We start from the raw sequence: 18484 nt of genomic DNA, 5'->3' as shown, positions 1-18484 counted from the left end.
GTATTGCCGGCCGCCCAAAGAATGAGAACGGTGTCTGACTATCATGACCACGACAACAGCAATCAAACCGACCCCCTTTACCAAGGTGCTGGTCGCTAACCGGGGCGAAATCGCGCTCCGAGTTATCCGCTCCGCCCGTGAACTGGGTTACCGGACCGTAGCGGTCTATTCATCCGCAGACAGAAATGCCCGCCACGTTCGGGCTGCTGACCAGGCCGTAGCCATAGGCGGCGACCTGCCAGCGGACTCCTATCTGCGTATTGACCGGATTATCGAGGCGGCAAAGCTCAGCGGCGCCGATGCGATCCATCCCGGATATGGTTTCCTGGCGGAAAACCCGGGCCTGCCGAAAGCCTGTAAGGAGGCGGGTATTATCTTTGTGGGCCCGTCTGCCGAATCCATTGTCTCCATGGGTCACAAGGCGGGTGCCAAGCAACTGATGATGGACGCGGGCGTTCCCTGTGTGCCCGGTTACCAGGGTGAAGACCAGGACGAAGGGCGCCTCATCAGGGAAGCGGACAACGTCGGCTTCCCCATCATGATCAAGGCCACCGCCGGCGGCGGCGGACGGGGTATGCGACTGGTCGAGAAAGCGGAGGACTTTCCTGCCGCCCTGCGTAGCGCGCGGTCCGAGGCGGAAAGTGCCTTCGGCGACCCCGAGGTGATCCTGGAGCGGGCGATTATCAACCCGCGCCATATTGAAATACAGATCATGGCGGACCGCTACGGCAACGCCGTTTACATCGGAGAGCGGGATTGTTCCATCCAGCGCCGTCACCAGAAGGTGGTGGAAGAAGCACCGTCACCGGCGGTGTCGCCGGAGTTGCGGGCACGGATGGGCGAGACCGCCGTTACCGCAGTCAAGGCCATCCATTACGAGGGGGCCGGCACCCTGGAATTCCTGCTGGACCAGGATGGCAATTTCTATTTCATGGAGATGAACACCCGCCTGCAGGTGGAGCACCCGGTAACCGAGTCCATCACCGGACTGGACCTGGTAGAGCTGCAGCTGCGGGTCGCCGCCGGTCAGCCGCTGCCCCTGAGCCAGGACGATATCGTGCTGAAGGGTCACTCCATTGAAGTGCGTCTGTGCGCAGAAAGCCCCAGCGAAGGGTTTATGCCCCAGAGTGGCACCATGGCGCTGTGGCACATGCCTGACACCCTGCGGGTAGAAGATGCGGTGGAGTCCGGTTCCGAGATCCCGCCTTTCTACGATTCCATGATCGCCAAGCTGATCAGCACCGGGGCGGACCGGGAAGAGGCCCGCCGTCGCCTGGTCAGCGGATTGAAGGACGCTACGGCACTGGGCGTGGAAACCAACCAGGCTTTTCTGAGCGCCTGCCTGGAGCACCCCACCTTTATCCAGGGGGAGGCGACCACGGCCTTCGTTGATAACCACCAGGATGAACTGCTGGCAAGGGACCAGGGCGCCGATGACCGGGCCCGGTTACTGGCCGCCGTGCTGCTCTATACCACCGACGCACAGGGTAGCTACGGTGGCTCGATCAGCACCATTACCCATCGCCTGCCGATCATCTTCCGCTTCAGTGTTGGCGGGGAAGCCGCTGACGCGCGGGTGAGCAATCAGGGTAATGGCACCTTCCGGATTCAGCTGGACGACGCCGCCGCTGAATTGACGCTGGATGCCGTGGACGGTGCCCGGGTGCGGTTCACCTGCGAGGGCTTGTCAGAAACCGCCGAGATGATTCGTGCCGGTTCCCGCCTCTACCTGCGCTACCGCGGTCACTCCTACCGTGTGGATGACCATACCCATGAGGCTGCCGTTGCCGGGGATGAAGCCGGTGATGGCGTCATCCGCGCCTCCATGAACGGACGGGTGGTAGCCCTGCATGCCGGTGAGGGCGATACGGTCGAGGCTGGCCAGCCGGTGGTTGTGCTGGAAGCCATGAAGATGGAACACGTCCACGTGGCGGCAGTGGCAGGAACGATTGTGTCGCTCACGGTCAGCGAAGGTGAACAGGTCACCGCTGGCAAGGTGATTGCCGAGGTTATCCCGGCCGAAACAGCTACCCCTGCTGAAAGCAACTGATCAACCAGGAGAGCCATGATGTCTGAACAAGAAGCGGTCTTGCTGGAACAGAAGGGGCCGGCCCTGTGGATCACCATCAACCGGCCCGAAAAACGCAATGCTATCAACAATGACGTGATTGCCCGGATTCGTGAGGGCTATCTGAAAGCAGAATCGGATCCCGAGATCCGGGTGATCGTACTCACAGCCGCTGGTGAAAAGGCGTTCTGTGCTGGCGGTGACCTGCAGCCGGGCCAGGGTTTCGCCTTCGATTATTCAAAACCCAATGCAGAGTACGCGGACCTGTTCCGGCTGGCGGTGAATACCACCACGCCCTGTATCGTACGGGTCAATGGCGTCTGTATGGCGGGCGGCATGGGCCTGCTCTGCATGGGTGATATGGCAGTAGCCCACAGCAACGTGAAATTTGGCCTGCCGGAGGTGAAAGTCGGTCTGTTTCCCATGCAGGTACTTAGCCTGATGCAGCGCCTGGTACCGCGGCGCGTGCTGCGGGAATGGACCCTCACCGGAGAGCCGTTCACTGCCGACGAAGCCCGTCAGCATGGCTTGCTGAACCATGTAGTGGCGCCGGAGGAACTGGATGCCAAGGTGGACTGGCTGATCAGTCGCCTGACGGACAAGTCTCCCACCGCCATTCGCCGAGGCAAGTACGCCATGAAGGCCATTGAGGATATGAGCTTCGAACAGGCCATTGCCTATACCGAAACCCAGCTCGCTACCATGACCCTGACCGAGGATGCAAAGGAGGGTATGGCAGCGTTTAACGAAAAGCGTGCCCCCCGCTGGCCCGGGCGCTGATAGAAGACGATAGTCATTCAGGTTGTTGGATGTTCTCTTGAGCGACTCTTACCCCACCTCTGCGTGGGGTTTTTTATTTTCGTCCTGCGTAGCCAGTCAGCACAAGAACCCCACCCCATAGCGGCCTAGAGTCGAAAGCTACTATCCAAAACGTGCAACAGGGACAATCACAACATGAAAGCGGTTCTATGCAAGCAATACGGTCCGCCCGAAGCGCTGACCCTGGAAGATGTGCCATCCCTTGAGCCGTCCGAAGGTGAGGTGATTATCTCGGTACACTCCTGTGCCGCCAATTTTCCCGACACCCTGATCATCGAGGGCAAGTACCAGTTCAAGAGGCCGTTTCCCTTTGTTCCCGGGGGAGAGGTGGCCGGAACCATCAAATCCGTCGGAGCCGGTGTTGAAGGCTTTGCTCCCGGCGACCGGGTTATCGGTATCCCGGGCTGGGGCGGATTTGCCGAGGAGGCACCTGTGGCAGCCAGCAAGGTCGTGCGACTTCCGGATGGCGTCAGCATGGACGCTGGTGCAGCGCTGGTTATCACCTATGGTACGACCCACTATGCTCTCAAGGACCGGGCCCACCTGCAGCCCGGTGAAACCCTGCTGGTGCTGGGGGCCGCGGGTGGTACCGGCCTGTCGGCCATCGAACTGGGCAAGGTGATGGGTGCCCGTGTCATCGCTGCTGCCTCCACCGACGAAAAGCTGGAAATTTGCCGCAACCACGGCGCCGACGAAACCATTAATTACAGCAGCGAAGATCTTCGGGATCGCATCCGGGAGCTGACAGACGGACGTGGTGTGGATGTGGTCTACGATCCGGTGGGTGGTGAATACAGTGAGCCAGCCTTGCGGGGTATGGCCTGGAACGGTCGCTTCCTGGTGATCGGCTTTACCACCGGGGACATCCCGAAACTACCCCTGAATCTGACCCTGCTCAAGGGCTGCTCACTGGTGGGCGTCTTCTATGGCGCCTTCCAGGACAGGGAGCCCGCACGGTTCCGTGAACTGATGGACGAACTGACCGGCTGGCTTGCCGACGGCCGTATCAACCCTCGGATCACCGCACGCTATCCACTGGAGGATACCGCAAGGGCGCTGATCGACCTGAAGGAGCGCAGGGCTACCGGCAAGCTGATTGTCTATACCGAACGCGGGCGCGATGGAGGCTGAGCCATGGAGCTGAACGGTAAGGTCGTCGTTGTAACCGGTGGGGCCAGTGGTATCGGAGCGGCAATGGCTCGTCGATTTGCGGCGGAAGGTGCCAGGGGCGTGGTGGTTGCCGACCGGGACATCGAAGCAGCAAGCCAGGTTGCGAAGGAGATCGCCGGCTTGGCGGTGCAGGTGGATGTCAGCGTTGCTGCCGATATTGAGCGGGTTGTGGATGTGGCCACAGCTCAGTATGGCCCGGTTGACCTGTTCTGCTCCAATGCGGGCATCGCGGTTCCGGGCGGTATCGAACTGCCGGACGAAGTCTGGAACCAGACCTGGGACGTCAACCTGATGGCCCATGTGCATGCTGCGCGTACGCTGGTACCCCGCATGCTGGAACGGGGCAGCGGATACTTGCTGAACACCGCATCCGCTGCCGGTCTGCTGTCCCAGTTTGACGCACCCTATGCGGTCACCAAGCATGCTGCCGTCAGCTTCGCGGAATGGCTTGCCATCACCTATGGCGCGCGGGGTATCGGTGTCAGCTGCCTGTGCCCGGGCGCTGTCGACACCCCGATGTTTCGCAGCGCTTCCGAGGTACGGCAGGAGCTGATGTCCGGCGGGCATGAACTGACCGCTGACGATGTTGCCCAGACCGTCGTGGATGGTCTCCGAGACGAGCGTTTCCTGATCCTGCCCCACGAGGAAGTGCTGACCTACTACCAGTCCAAGGCAGAGGATATTGACCGCTGGCTGCGGGGTATGCAGAAGCTGCATGCGAGGGCAGATTGATCAACCTTCGTCCCATGACAAAGAGGAGGCATTCATACCAACAGTTACCTGAATAAGCATTCGATAAAACAAAAAGAAAGAAGTAGCGAGTGTCCTGAAAGGTCCCCGGCTGAGTCCGGAACAATAACGATAATGCCCAAACCTTAGGAGCACGTGATGAACAAGCTGTTGAAATCAGTGATCGGCCTGACTGCTATCCCGTTGATCGGTGGGGTGCTTGCCGGACCTGCGGTCTCGGAAACCCGGGAGCTGCGTTATGCGATGGGACACCCGCCTGGGTCGTTCGTGGTGGATGCCGGGCAGGCCTATGCCGATGCGGTCGGAGAATATTCGAACGGAGAGCTGTCAGTGAAGGTGTATGCCATGTCTCTGCTGAACATGGCCGAGACCTCGGCTGGCCTAAGGGATGGTATCGCCGATATTGGGTTTGTGCTTACCCCCTATTTCCCCGCGGAATACCCCCACACCAACCTGCTCTCTGAGTCTTCAATGTTGTTACGGTTGTATGGCGACAAGATCGTTGGAAAAGAGGGACTAGGAGTCTGCGCGGCAGGAGCCACCTTCTGGCATAATACGTAAAAATTCTTCAGCACCGGAGAATCCGATGGGAACCACCTTCCGCCCCTATTCACCTGATCAGGAACTGCTTCTTCCCCCGAGCCTGAACGAGTGGCTGCCCGAAGGGCATCTGGCCTATTTCATCAGTGACGTGGTCGAGGAACTGGATCTGAGTGCCTTCTACGCCCGGTATGAAGGGAGCGGTCGGCGCAACTCGCCTTTCGATCCGCGGATGATGTTGAAGGTGTTGATCTATGCGTACGCGACCGGCGTGTTTTCATCACGAAAGATCGCCCGGAAGTTGGAAGAAGATGTCGCCCTTCGGGTCCTGGCGGCTGGCAATTTCCCCAGACACCGCACTATCTGCGATTTTCGCAAGCAACACCTGGCTGCGTTCAAGGCCGTATTTATTCAGGTGGTCCGGATCGCCCAGGAAGCGGAATTGGTTACTCTCGGTACGCTGGCGATTGATGGCACCAAGGTCCGGGCCAACGCCAGTAAGCACAAGGCCATGAGCTATGACCGCATGCGGGAGGAAGAAGCCCGTCTGTCAAAAGAGGTTGATGAGCTTTGTGGCCAGGCTCGCCGTGTGGATGAATCGGAAGACCAACAGTTTGGCCCGGATCAGCGGGGCGACGAGTTACCCGAAGAGCTTCAGCACCGTCAGGGGCGGCTGGACAAGATCCGGGCAGCGAAGGAGAAACTGGAAGCGGATCAAAAAACGCAAGATGAGGCCAAAGGCCGGCATCCAGACGATGATCGCCGCTCACCCAAGGGTGGCCGGAACTTCAAGAGAGATTATGGAGTTCCGGAGGACAAGGCTCAGAGTAACTTTACCGACCCCCAAAGCCGGATCATGAAAACGAATGATGGGTTCCAGCAATGCTATAACGGCCAACTGGCCGTGGATGGCGAGTTCCAGATCATCGTGGGCAACCGCCAGGGTAACAACCCCAGTGATAACGGCTGTCTGGTGCCGCTGCTGGGCGAGGTAAAAGAAACTCTGGGAAGTTACCCGGGCCAATGTCTGGCTGATGCGGGTTATCGCAAAGAGGAAGACTTGCAGGCATTGGAGACAAAAGGCATAGATGGCTACGTCTCGCTGCGCCGGGAAGGCAAAAAACCGGAGATATAAACGCGAGCCGGTACCCGGCGACGGCCCGCATGGAGGAGAAGCTTACCACGGCGGAGGGGCGAGCAGTCTACGCTCAGCGCAAGCACATGGTTGAGGCGGTGAATGGCTGGATCAAGAATGTCCTGGGCTTCCGGCAGTTCGGCTTGCGGGGCCTTCAGGCGGTGCAGGGTGAATGGGATCTTGTCTGTCTGTCGCTCAATCTCAGGCGCATGAGTTCACTGATGAGGCTGGCATAAGTCGCTGAGGCAGCCTTTGGCTCACGGTAGGTACAGCTGGGGCCCTGCGATGCCCCTTTAACCGGTTAACTGGCTGGATCGAAAGCGATGATGGAGCCGATCCGATATCGCGAACACTCCTTCCGGCCAGACAATGATCCGGTCTGGCGGAAACGAGGGCTCAAAACGTTTCTGCCGCGCAGACTCCTAGCCTACATTGGCGCCATGTCAGAGTTCGTTTTCAACCATTGCCCTGAGTGTAACGAAGAGTTTGCCGAACAGAACCAGGTCTACACCGGACAGACCGGAGGCTCCTCCTATGGCCTGGTGTGTCGGACCCCCGTTAAAAGTCTCGATGACCTCAAGGGCAAGCGTATGCGGGTCGGAGCTGGCAATTGGTCGCGCTGGGTGGAGTCTGTGGGTGGAGTTGGTATAACCATGTCGGCCAATGAAATGAATGAAGCGCTGAGCCAGGGTGTGGTGGATTGCATAGTATTGTCGGCTCCGGAGATTCATAATTTCGGTCTGACAGAAGCCGTTACTGATATCACAATGGCCGTACCCGGTGGTATTTTCACGACGGCCGGAACCAATGTTAACGCCGATGTATGGCGTAGTCTGACCGAGGATCAGCGCCGGGCCATGCTGCATGCCGCAACCGTAGAGGCTGCTCAGATTCCGTTTGTCTATCACCAGCGGGAAGACGAAGTGCTCGATGGACTTCGGGAGCGTGGTGTGGGTTTTCACGACGCGGATGACGAACTGGTAGAGGTAACCCAGACCTTTATCGAACAGGATATGGATACCCTGGCCACACATTACTCTGAAAAGTACGGTGTTGAGCGCAGTGCGGAGATGCTCTCCGACTTCAGGCCAATACTCGATAAGTGGGTTGAGCTGGTCCAGGAAATTGACAGTGTTGATTCACTTGCGGATCTGTACTGGGAGGAAGTGTTTTCCAAGGTGGACGTGAGTAGTCACGGCCTGTAAAAAAACGCCCCCTGTTCCGGCTCGTACAGGAACTGGAACAGGGGATGTTACTTACTGGCCGTAGGTCTCGACATCAACCTTTGAGAGAATCTCCTCCCAGTAAATAGCCGCCAGGTCCTCGGCGTCTTCCAGTTTGGCCTCGTCCATCAGTTTGACCCACTTCTCCACAATGGGACGAAGTGTTTCGATCTTGGCATCGGCATTGGTCATGCCATATTGCTCGGTGTAATTGCTGGCGATCCGCGGGATGTCTTCCCTGACGAAATCGCGGGAAGCCTCAACCAGCGCTTCGGAGGGCTGGTGGATATTGACCCCGCTCTCCCTCGCTTCCTTGAAATCCCGGTCGCCATAGGTCTGGTAGCGCCAGGTCATGTCGGCCATCAGGTGGCTGACTGCCTTGAGCAAATCCTCGCGATGTTCGGCAGAGAGATCCTGCCACGGGGAAAGGCCGACACTGACCGATCCGCCGGAAAAAACACCACCAGGTATGCCCACGGTGATGTCAGTCACCACATCCTTGAGTCCGAAGTTGCCAAGTTCCGGGTTGGACTGAACCGTACAGTCCACCACGCCCTGTTCCAGTGCCTCGTAGACCTCATTACCGGACAGGGAAACGCTGGTTGCCCCAAAGTGGGAAGCCCATCGTGACCACTGGGCCCCGGCAACCCGCAGCCGTTTGCCTTTCAGGTCTTCGGGTGTCTCGATGGGGCTGGTACAGAGCAACTGGTACTCCGGTGTTGCCCCCATGGGCAGGTAGATCTGGCCCTGGTTGATAAAGTCCTGTACGCAGTCCGCGCAGTTCAGCAGCAGAAACTCACCCATGACACCGGCATAGGCCATGCCCTGGCGCCCCTTTGCCCGGGAGTCCAGTGCCAGCAGCATGGTCAGCTCGGCAGCCATGTTGGCGTGGGGGTACTGCCTCGGGAAATAGGGTGTCAGCACGTTACCGATATCGGCGATGCCGTCCCGGACGCCGTCGGACATCTCGGCGAGGTTCAGCAGTGACATGGCGTAGTTCTTGGCGGTTACCTCGCCACCGGTTTCCTCTGCCAGCTTGTTGGCGAAAGTGGTCGCCGCATCATCTGCGGCAGAGTTGGGCGGGAAGCCCAGTGCATAGCTGAGTTCCTTCGCCTGGCCGGTCATGGTGACAGCAAGGCCGCTGGCCAGGGCGATCGGGAGAAGGGCTTTTCGGAATCGGGGGGATACAGGCATGGTTTGCCTCCGTTATTGTCGTTGTTGTACCGCAGGTCAGGTTTTCCCTGGTCAGGATTTCAGGGCTTTACGGCTCCCCAGAACTACGGTGTTCAGTGCAGCGCCGCCATCGATCAGAATGTCGACGCCGTTGATATAGCCGGCCAGGTCCGAACACAGGAAGGCAATCAGGTTTGCCACTTCTTCAGGTTCACCAACACGGCCGGTGGGAACCAGGCGGACGGCCTGGTCAAAGATTTCCTGTGGCATGGCCATGACATTCTCGGTGCCGATGACGCCGGGAAGAATGGCGTTGCAGGTAACGCCCTTGCCCGCAAACTCAAGGGTGACGTTCTGGGTCAGTCCCAGCACGCCGGCCTTGGAAGCGGCGTACCCGGCCTGGTTAAACAGGCCACCGCGGGCCGCTGCCGAGGAGATATTCACAATACGGCCCCATCCTCGCTCGGCCATGCCGGGGGCAATGGCCTGGATCAGGTTGAAGGGGCCGCTGAGGTTTACTCCCAGTTCCCTCTGCCAGGCTTCCGGTGCCATACGGCTGATAGGAGCAATGTTCTTCACGATACCGGCGTTATTGACCAGGATGTCAATGTGGCCGAGTTCTCCCTCAACGGATGCCACGGCCTCCCGCACTGCCTCGTTGCTGGACACGTCGGTCTTGCGATAGGTTGCCCTGCGTCCCAGCAAGCGCACTTCCTCTACCGTGGCGGCGGCCTGGTCATCAATGTCCAGGATGGCAATATTGGCACCCAGTTCGGCCAGCCGGTTTGCAGCGGCCCGTCCCAGTCCCCTTGATCCACCGGTGATCAGGGCGGTCTTTCCTGCCATTGATATCATCACTTGTTCTCCAGGTTGCGAGCGGGTATCGCCCGGTCGGCGGATGTCCAGTCCAGACCGATCTGCGCCGGCAGCGCAGGGTCCATGGCGGCCCGGTCGGCGTTTTTCTTGTAGCTGAACTGGCGGCAGGCCTGGCCAGGTCTCTGCTGGGCGTGTCCGTCGATAACGAAGAATCTGGGGTTGGAGCCTTCAGGTCCGTCCTTGAGCTGGGCACGGTTCGAGGCTGCACAGTGGGTGCAGTAGGTCGGCGCCTGGTGACGGTTGAAGTTGATGTTGTGGGGTTCGGCCATGGTCGGCGAAAGCGGCTCCCCATAGTGGAACATGTCCCGCCACATCTCACCCCGGAACAGTCGCCCGCCACTGCCACAGGGGTCGAGCCGGAATACGAAACGGTCATCTTCTTCCGTTACCGAAAAATCCGCGCAGTGGTAGTTCCAGGTCTTGGCAACTTCTTCAAGCAGCTCCTGGTCGCTCAAGGCACTGTAACGGGGGAATCCGGCGTCAAAGGCCGGTTCGTAAGTCTGGGCCAGCATTTCGTCCAGGTAGTCAGCGCCGCCCTTATCGAGTGCCGTGGCGTAGAAATACTCCAGCCAGACCACACCGAAGTCATGCCATGGCTGCCATTCCTTGCGCTGTCCCCTGAGCAGCGGTTCAATGTCGGTCTCGCCGGCGTCCAGCTTTTCCCGGGCCAGCTGGACCCGGGTTTTCGGCAGGGTCTCAAGCTCCTGGTCCGTGAACAGGCGGCTTCCCTGGCTGCTACGCTTGCGGAAGCGCATGCGGCAATGGCCATCCTCGCCCTTTTCGGTGGTCCAGACGTCCTCGCCAAGGGACTCGTTAAGGGCCCGCTGGCAGGCCTTGCAGCCCTGGCAGAAGGTGCTGATGCCATCGCTCCAGCGTCCGTACCAGTCAGGATGGCGGTCGGGCAGCCCCTGCCGGTCGAGCTTGCCGCCGCTGCCGCAGGGTGCCAGGTCCAGGGTCACCTCGTCGTCGGTTTCCTGTAATGCATTTAAGTGGGCGTCGCCCTGGTATCGATAGATGCTGACCAGGTCAGCGAAAGCACCTTTCTCGTCACCTTCGCGCAACTGGGCATGCCAGGTTTTCATCAGTTGCCGGCCGATGACTTCCAGTAGCCGACGGGCCTCGGCTTCGCCAAAGTCTTGTCTGAGCTTGCCCATTTTCCGGGCCAGGGCATGGGCCGAGAGGGCATCAAGCCCGGCGTGGCCCTGGGCCATCCGGTCAAGCCAGCTCCGGACAGAATCCAGGTCGTCCGCCAATAGCGCGTCCAGCGCATGCTCTTCAAAGGGAAGGGTCAGGTCGTCGATCTGCTGCTGGGTAAATTGTCTGGACATGGTCAGAGCCTCCCCGGAGGTATTCAGACGGTTCAAATGGAGGACAAGTGAAGGTGGAAGGGAATGCCTTCCACCCACTGTGTGGTCAAGGTGTCTCGAGGGCCCCGGACTGACGAATCCAGATGCCGTCCTTTACCTGGAACAGGCTGGCGGTGGCGGCACCGTTGCGGGTGTCCTCGTCGAAGTAGTAGTCCGCGCCGAACAGGTCCGGTGCCTCAAGCTGTTTCAGTTGGGCGACCAGGCTGTCCACGGTCAGATCCTCTCCGGCTGCTGCGGCGGCCCGGTTGAACAGTTCCACCATGGTGTAACCCAGCACCGAGAATCCGTCCGGTTCGGCACCGAACTTTTCTTCGTAGGCGATTGCCCATTCACGCAGTTGCTCAGATTCACTGCTCGCTGCGTAGGGAATTTCGACCCCGGACATGGCGTAGTAGCCCTCGACCGCCTCACCCCCGAGTTTGGGCAGTTCGGTAGTGTAGGAGGCTGCACTACCGAAGAACGCGGGGCTCCAGCCACGGGTCCGGGCTTCGTTCATGATGCCCACGGGCTCCCGCAGGGCGGCCCCGATAACCACCAGGTCACAGTCGGCGGCCATGAGCTTGGCAACACCGGAGGAGAAGTCTGTGGAGCCCCGCTGGAAGGAGGTGGTTTCGACCATTTCCTTGCCGAGTTTCTCGAGACCTGCTTCCGCCCCCTTGAGAACCTCTGTACCGAACTCGTCATCCTGGTAGATGGCGCAGGGGCGCTCGAAGGCTTTCTCTTCCATCATGTGCTGGATGCCGGCTTCCATTTGCCCGTCATAGGTGGCCACTGACGCCCACTGCAGATCGTTGATCGGGGTATAGGTCTGGCGGGCAGCACTGAAGGGAAACAGGCTGGGTACGTTGTTCTTGGTCAGTTCCGGAATGGTCGCCATGGCGGTGGCGGACCCCATCACGCCCATCATGGCGAAGATGCGGTCCCGCTGAATCATGCGCTGGGCAGCGAGCAGGGCGCGCCTGGGCTGATAGCCGTGATCGTCAACGACGAGGCGGATCTCCCGGCCGTTTATGCCCCCCTCGGCATTGATCTCGTCGACACGCATGGTCATGCCGTCGAGGGATTTTTTACTGAGGGCAGCCAGTGGGCCGCTCAGGTCCTGGATGGTGCCAATGGTGATCTGGTCATCGGTGACACCCTGGGTCCTGGCACCGGCCGGCAGGCTGACCAGTGTGGTCAGGCCTACGGTGAGTGCACAGGCGAGCTTGATACCGTTTGTTGTTGTCATGGTTCAGTACTCCTGCCACGTCAGTGGCGGTTGCTCGGTGGAAGACCCGGTGGTCTTGCCGGGTCAGTACATGCTGTTGATCAGGTCTTTGTATTTCTCGCTGATCACCTTTCGTTTCAGTTTCATGGTCGGGGTCAGTTCTTCGTCCTCGGCGGTCAGGGCCTTGTCGATAATGCGGAATTTCTTGACCTGCTCGACCCGGGCAAAACGCTGGTTCACCCTGTCAACTTCTTCTGAAATCAGGGTTACGATCTCCTCGGCCCGGCACAGGCTGCCGTAGCTGGAGAAAGGTATGGCGTTTTCCTGGGCGTAGTGTTCGGCGTTGTCCTGGTCCAGCATGACCAGGCAGGTCAGGTAGGGGCGCGCGTCCCCGATGATCACCGCATCGGTGATGTAAGGGCTGAACTTGAGCTCGTTCTCGATCTCCGTGGGCGTGACGTTCTTGCCCCCGGCGGTGATGATGATGTCTTTCATCCGGTCCGTGATTTTCAGGAAGCCGTCTTCATCCAGTTCGCCCACGTCGCCGGTGTGGAGCCAGCCATCCCTGATGGTTTCGGCGGTCTTTTCCGGCAGGTTAAGGTAACCCTTGAAGACAATGTCTCCCCTGACCAGGATTTCCCCCTCGTCGGAGATGCGGATCTCCACTCCCGGCATGGGTTTGCCGACGGTGCCCGGGCGGGACTGGCCTGGTGTGTTGGCCGTGGCAAAGCCGGAGGTTTCGGTCTGGCCCCAGCCTTCCACCAGGTCGACGCCCAGCGCCAGGTACCATCGAATCAGTTCCGGGGAAATTGGCGCCGCACCGGTTACCAGTACCCGTGCCCGGCCGATGCCGATCATGCGCTTGACGTTGCCCAGGACCAGCCAGTCCAGTAGCCGGAACCACAGGACCTGCCCAAGGCCGGGTTTCCGTTTTTCCAGCCGGCAGGCGGCCATCCGGTGACCGGCGTCGATGGCAATCCGGTAGCAGAAGCGTTGCAGGGCCGTGGCTTCAGCCAGTTGAACGCGGATGGCCGAATAGAACTTCTCCCATACCCGGGGCACGGCCCCGACCATGGTGGGCGATATCTCCCGCACGTTTTCCGGCACCGTCTCGAAGTTTTCCACGAAGTTCAGGCGAACCCCCGCATGCATGGAGGTATAGCAGCCGGCGATGCGTTCGCCCACATGGCACATGGGCAGGAATGCCATGCGTTCATCACCCTCGAACATGGGCACCGCCGTCAGCCAGGCCCGGACATTGGCGAGGATATTGTGATGGCTGATCTCGGCACCCTTGGGCTTGCCGGTGGTGCCGGAGGTGTAGACCAGTATCGCGGTGTCGTCCGGCTGGATATCCCGTTGCCGGCTCCACCATAGCTCACGGATGTCAGGAGACTGCTGCTGTCCCAGGGTCTGCAGGGCTTCCAGGCTCATCACCTGGGGGTCATCAAGGTCATGGAGCCCCTTCATTTCGAAGACAATGACCTTTTCCAGCAGGGGCAGGGCATGGCGCACCTGGAATACCTTGTCCAGCTGCTCTTCGTCTTCCACGAAAATGAAGCGGGAGGCGGAGTCCTGCATCAGGAATTCCACCTGGCTGGCTGCGTCTGTGGGGTAAATGCCGGAACAGATTCCGCCGGCGCCGAGTATGGCGAGGTCAGCGTAAAGCCACTCGCGCACGGTATTGGCCAGTATGGACGCCCGGTCCCCCGGGCCGAGGCCCAGGGCGATCAGTCCGAGGCCGAGGTCCGTGACGAATTTTTCGGCGTCGTGCCAGGTGACTTCCTGCCAGATGCCGAATTCCTTCTGGCGTAGCAGGATATCGGCTCCCCGTTTTGCACAGGCAGCCTGGAACATTTCCGGAACGGTTCGGGTGTTCCCTATCGTCATGGCTTGGGTATCCGGCATGCCGGCTTCACCTCTTGGCTGGCCAGAAGCCTGGACCGCCCGGTCCATCCCCTGGCTGTCGGTTTTCATGCCCATTTGCGTGTCTTCTTCCAGCGGCGGCGTTCAACACCGGTTTCTTCTTTCTGGCCCAGGTAGAACTCCTGTACCCCCTCATCCTGGAACAGCTTTTCGCAGGGGCCCTCCATCACGATCCTCCCGGACTCAAGAACGTAGCCATGGGAGGCCGTTTGCAGGGCAATGCTGGCGTTTTGCTCAACCAGGAGAATCGTCGTACCCCAGTCCCGGTTGATGCGTCGGATGATGGTGAAGATTTCTTCGGTCAGCTTCGGAGAAAGGCCCAGGCTGGGCTCATCCATCAACAGTACCGAGGGACGGGCCATCATGGCGCGCCCTATCGCAAGCATCTGCTGCTGACCGCCGGAGAGCTTGCCGGCCTCCTGTTTTTCCCGGTCCTTGAGTATGGGGAAGTAGCGGTAAACCGCTTCCAGATCCTCCAGGGCCTCGACCCGACTGGTACGGGTATAGGCCCCGAGCCAGAGGTTCTCGCGAACGGACAGCAGTGGGAAGACCTGGCGTCCCTCCGGCACGTGCGCAATACCCATGCGGACGATCAGGTCGGCGCGCTTGCCACCAATGGCTCTTCCCAGGTAGTGGATACTGCCTTTGCGGGGGTCAACGATGCCGGAAATACACTTGAGAATGGTGGTCTTGCCGGCGCCATTGGCACCAAGGATGGTCGCTATGGTGCCCTCCTGGATACTGAGGGAGACGCCCCGAAGGGCCTGCACCGAACCATAGGACGCTTCCAGGTTCTTGATCTCGAGCACGGTATCAGTCATTACGCCACGTCCTCCCGGGTTCCCAGATAGGCTTCCGCAACGGCCGGGTTTTCCTGGATTTCCCGGGCGGTGCCTTCTGCCAGTACACGACCGTTGCTGACCGCAAGGACCCGGTCTGACACCTGGCTGACCAGGCGCATATCGTGCTCGATCATCACCACGGTAATCCCCAGCAGGTTACGGATGTCTTCGATCCAGAAGCTCAGGTCGTCGGTTTCCTCCACGTTGAGCCCGGAAGAGGGCTCATCCAGCAACAGGATGCGAGGCCGGGCGCACAATGCCCGTCCCAGTTCAATAAGCTTCTGGACACCATAGGGCAGGTTGCCCACGACGCTGTCGCGGTAATGCTGCAGATTGAGCAGGTCGATCACCTGTTCCACCGCTTCCCGGTGCTCGATCTCGGCCCGCCGTGTCGCCGGTGTGAACAGCATCTGCTGCCAGAGACGGGTGCGGGAGTGGCAGTGACGTCCCACCAGCAGGTTCTGGAGGACGGTTTCGTGTTCGAACAGTTCGATGTTCTGAAAGGTCCGCGCCAGCCCAAGGTGGGTGAGATCCTGGGGTTTCCTGGCAGACAGGTCGTTACCATCGAACCAGATGCGGCCGGAAGAACTGCGATAGATCAGGCTGATCATGTTGAAAATAGTGGTCTTGCCCGCTCCGTTAGGGCCGATGATGGTATAGATCTCACCTTCCCCGACCCGGAAACTCACATCGTCCACGGCCCGGATGCCGCCAAACTCCATGGACAGGTTCTCAACCGTCAGTAAGGCCATGGTGTCCTCCTAGCTCAGCCGGTCCGATTTGACGTAACTTTTTTCGCGCTTCATCAGGCCCTTGCGATAGAGCGGGAAGAGCTGGAACCAGGTGCGTATCTTCACCCAGCGCCCATAGAGCCCGGCAGGTTCGAGCAGTACGAACAGAATCAGGATAGCCCCGAAGATGGTGGGCTGCAGGCCTGGTTGATAGGCCAGGCTGGAGGGCAGGTACTCCCTCAAAATGGCGATGAACTCCGGCAACATGGTCATGAAAAGTGCGCCGAGAAAGGCACCGTGCAGCGAACCCATGCCTCCGATCACAATGATCATCAGCAGCTCAATGGAAACGAAGACGCCGAACTGCTCCGGAGAGATGAACTGGAGCTTGTGGGCGTACAGGGCGCCGGCCAGGCCGGTTATGGCCGCCGAGATGACGAACGCCAGGGTCTTGTAGCGGGCCAGCCCGATACCCATGCTGCGGGCCGAGATTTCCGAGTCACGAATTGCCACGAAGGCCCTGCCGGTGGGGCTCCTCAGCAGGTTTTTCAGGATCAGCAGGGTCAGGCCGGTCAGACCCAGTGCCAGGTAATAGAAACCGGATTCCGAGTCCAGGGTAACGCCAAGAAGTGTCACTGGCTCGAGAAGCAGGCCCATGGAGCCACCCGTCACACTTTCCCATTGCTGGAGGGTAACCTCGACAATGAAGCCGAAAGCGAGGGTCGCAATGGCCAGGTAGATACCCTTGAGGCGCAGTGCTGGTAGCCCCACGACGAATCCGGCCGCAGCAGACACGGCCATGGCCATGGGCAGCGAGACCACGAAAGGAACGCCGCGGGCTGACAATACGGCTTCGGTGTAGGCGCCCACCGCGAGGAACGCCGCATGCCCCAGCGAAATCTGCCCGGTAAAGCCGGACAAGAGCATCAGCCCCAGCCCCACAATGGCGTAGATGAGGACAAAGCTGGCCTGCGAGAGGTAGTACTCGCCCAGCAGCAGGGGCAGGACAAGCAATACCACTCCCAGGGCCAGGTACCAGCCCATGGTGATCCGGTCCTTGAACAGGCGGATGTCCTGGTTGTATGACGTCTTGAAAAGGAATCGCATCAGTCGGCCCGCCTAGACTTTCTTGGTCAGTTTTTCACCAAACAGACCGTTTGGTCGGATAATCAGAACCGCCAGCAGCACCACGTAGGCTGAGACATCCTTGATGCCGTCCGGCAGGTAACGCCCGGAAAGCGCCTCCACAATGCCGATGATCAGGCCGCCAACGATCGCTCCGGGAATGCTGCCAAACCCTCCGATGACCGCAGCGGGAAAGGCCTTGAGGCCGATCAGTCCCATGTTGGCGTGAACAAAGGTGATGGGCGCCAGCAGAATACCGGCAATGGCGGCGACGGCAGCGCTGATACACCAGATCAGGGTATTGACCCTGGCGACCGGAATGCCCATGTAGTGGGCCGCAAGCTGGTTCTGCGAAATGGCCTGCATGGCCACACCCATGCGGGTATAGCGGAAGAAGGCGAACAGCAGTATACAAAGCACAATCGTCACCAGGATGATCATCAGGTGACCGGCGGACAGCACCAGCTCACCGAAGGCAACGGTCTGGTCTGCATAGGGGGTGGGCAGGCGGTGGGTCAGGGTGCCCCAGCCGGGGATGAGGCTGGCAAGCCCCCGGGCAAAGAACCCGAGGCCAATGGTGATCATCACGATGGAGAAAATAGGCTGTCCGAGAACCGGGCGTATCACGGCCCGCTCGACCGCACCACCAATCAGGGCCATCGCCAGGACGGCGAGCACTACGCTCAGCCAGAAGGGCATGAACTGCAGTCCGCCCATGGTCAGGGCAATGAAGGCGCCGAACATCATCAGCTCGCCCTGGGCAAAGTTCACCACTTCCGTGGCCTTGTAGATTAACACAAAGCCCAGTGCCACGAGGCCGTACACGCAGCCAATGGCGATACCACTGAGTATCAGTTGCAGGAATTCATTGAGCACAGTTTGTCCCCCGTCTTGGCTCTGTTATGCGTTCCCTCCGGGCACTTGGGTGCCGGGGGTTCAGGAACCGGATTCGCTCAGAGCGGGGTTGCCACCGCGCTCAGGGAGCCGGTGGGGACGCCTGTGACTTTAGGGACGATCGGGTCTTGATGGGTTGTTGTCATTATTGTTCTCACGCCAGTCGGTTATGGGTTGTTATTGTTGTGTTGTTATTTTCAGTTCCCGTTGCCTATGAATTCCCTTTCTTCCGAAATCCACAGGGGCGACCGGGCCAGATCGATGAAGCGGGCCTCATCTTCAATCAGTGCCTTGCCAGCCGCCCTGCCTTCGGGCGACGCGCCTTTCTCTGCCATTTCATTCAAGTCCGAAAACCACAATTCTGCAACGCCATCGAACGCCTCCGGTGCACCACGGGCTTCGGCAATCTTGGAGAACTGGGGGGCGGAAAGGGTGTAGCTCTGGACATAGCGCTGGATGCCAAGGGCCTGGGCATGTTTCTGCACCAGGGGTGCATGTTGGTTGGCCCAGTAATCCCGGAATGCTTCCAGGGACATCCCCGGCTTTCTTCGCAGGCAGAAAATCAGCTTTACCATCGACAATCTCCTTCAGCTGTTGGGCCAGAATAGGGAGGTTGATCTGCCTGTGACTTGCGTCAG

At 59.7% G+C, this 18484-nt stretch carries 16 protein-coding genes and 1 pseudogene; 7 read left to right on the top strand and 10 right to left on the bottom strand.

From position 1 onward, the window contains the following. The first annotated feature begins 43 nt into the window (after window positions 1–43). From LJ360_RS17200 to dctP, 7 genes and pseudogenes are all read left to right on the top strand, one after another. Complete coding sequence (locus LJ360_RS17200) at window positions 44–2050, top strand: acetyl/propionyl/methylcrotonyl-CoA carboxylase subunit alpha (protein ID WP_264994526.1); 2007 nt, start codon at window positions 44–46, stop codon at window positions 2048–2050. A gap of 18 nt (window positions 2051–2068) precedes the next feature. Beyond that, window positions 2069–2848: an enoyl-CoA hydratase/isomerase family protein gene (locus LJ360_RS17195; RefSeq protein WP_264994525.1), complete on the top strand. Its 780-nt coding sequence runs from the start codon at window positions 2069–2071 to the stop codon at window positions 2846–2848. Window positions 2849–3022: 174 nt separating this feature from the next. Then, window positions 3023–4018: an NADPH:quinone oxidoreductase family protein gene (locus tag LJ360_RS17190; protein ID WP_091854829.1), complete on the top strand. Its 996-nt coding sequence runs from the start codon at window positions 3023–3025 to the stop codon at window positions 4016–4018. Window positions 4019–4021: 3 nt separating this feature from the next. After that, entirely contained in the window at window positions 4022–4789 is a 768-nt protein-coding gene (locus LJ360_RS17185; RefSeq protein ID WP_264994524.1) for an SDR family oxidoreductase, read from the top strand. 156 nt (window positions 4790–4945) lie between these two features. Further along, entirely contained in the window at window positions 4946–5368 is a 423-nt protein-coding gene (locus LJ360_RS17180; protein ID WP_264994523.1) for a hypothetical protein, read from the top strand. Window positions 5369–5393: 25 nt separating this feature from the next. Then, a pseudogene (locus LJ360_RS17175) lies at window positions 5394–6718 on the top strand (IS1182 family transposase). Between the two features lie 204 nt (window positions 6719–6922). After that, window positions 6923–7687 (top strand): TRAP transporter substrate-binding protein DctP, encoded by a 765-nt coding sequence (gene dctP, locus LJ360_RS17170; protein WP_264994522.1) that lies wholly within the window; start codon window positions 6923–6925, stop codon window positions 7685–7687. 51 nt (window positions 7688–7738) lie between these two features. On the opposite strand, the gene LJ360_RS17165 is transcribed toward dctP, so the two are convergent. From LJ360_RS17165 to LJ360_RS17120, 10 genes are all read right to left on the bottom strand, one after another. Beyond that, window positions 7739–8899 carry a C4-dicarboxylate TRAP transporter substrate-binding protein gene (locus LJ360_RS17165; RefSeq protein WP_264994521.1) on the bottom strand — a complete coding sequence of 387 codons (1161 nt, stop codon included), beginning with the start codon at window positions 8897–8899 and terminating at the stop codon, window positions 7739–7741. A gap of 51 nt (window positions 8900–8950) precedes the next feature. Continuing rightward, window positions 8951–9724: an SDR family NAD(P)-dependent oxidoreductase gene (locus LJ360_RS17160; protein ID WP_264994520.1), complete on the bottom strand. Its 774-nt coding sequence runs from the start codon at window positions 9722–9724 to the stop codon at window positions 8951–8953. Between the two features lie 8 nt (window positions 9725–9732). Then, on the bottom strand, window positions 9733–11082 hold the full coding sequence (locus tag LJ360_RS17155; protein ID WP_264994519.1) for a hypothetical protein: 1350 nt from the start codon (window positions 11080–11082) through the stop codon (window positions 9733–9735). 85 nt (window positions 11083–11167) lie between these two features. Next, complete coding sequence (locus LJ360_RS17150; RefSeq protein WP_264994518.1) at window positions 11168–12349, bottom strand: ABC transporter substrate-binding protein; 1182 nt, start codon at window positions 12347–12349, stop codon at window positions 11168–11170. A gap of 63 nt (window positions 12350–12412) precedes the next feature. Further along, window positions 12413–14311: an AMP-dependent synthetase/ligase gene (locus tag LJ360_RS17145; RefSeq protein WP_264994516.1), complete on the bottom strand. Its 1899-nt coding sequence runs from the start codon at window positions 14309–14311 to the stop codon at window positions 12413–12415. Next, entirely contained in the window at window positions 14302–15063 is a 762-nt protein-coding gene (locus tag LJ360_RS17140; protein WP_218144842.1) for an ABC transporter ATP-binding protein, read from the bottom strand. The genes LJ360_RS17145 and LJ360_RS17140 overlap by 10 nt, the downstream gene beginning before the upstream one ends. An 11-nt stretch (window positions 15064–15074) precedes the next feature. Next, window positions 15075–15848, bottom strand: coding sequence for an ABC transporter ATP-binding protein (locus tag LJ360_RS17135; protein ID WP_091854846.1), 774 nt, complete (start codon window positions 15846–15848; stop codon window positions 15075–15077). Between the two features lie 9 nt (window positions 15849–15857). Beyond that, the gene (locus LJ360_RS17130) at window positions 15858–16934 is read right to left on the bottom strand and encodes a branched-chain amino acid ABC transporter permease (protein ID WP_091854848.1); all 1077 of its coding nucleotides are present in this window, start codon (window positions 16932–16934) and stop codon (window positions 15858–15860) included. A 12-nt stretch (window positions 16935–16946) separates the two neighbouring features. Beyond that, window positions 16947–17828 (bottom strand): branched-chain amino acid ABC transporter permease, encoded by an 882-nt coding sequence (locus LJ360_RS17125; RefSeq protein WP_091854850.1) that lies wholly within the window; start codon window positions 17826–17828, stop codon window positions 16947–16949. Between the two features lie 215 nt (window positions 17829–18043). Continuing rightward, window positions 18044–18421: an EthD domain-containing protein gene (locus LJ360_RS17120; protein ID WP_091854852.1), complete on the bottom strand. Its 378-nt coding sequence runs from the start codon at window positions 18419–18421 to the stop codon at window positions 18044–18046. Window positions 18422–18484 lie beyond the last annotated feature (63 nt).

Origin of the sequence: Marinobacter sp. AN1 (assembly GCF_026013985.1) — a bacterium.
GTDB classification, from domain to species: domain Bacteria; phylum Pseudomonadota; class Gammaproteobacteria; order Pseudomonadales; family Oleiphilaceae; genus Marinobacter; species Marinobacter segnicrescens.
Note: the sequence above shows the minus strand (reverse complement) of the source record. Positions and strands in the feature narration are given on the sequence as shown.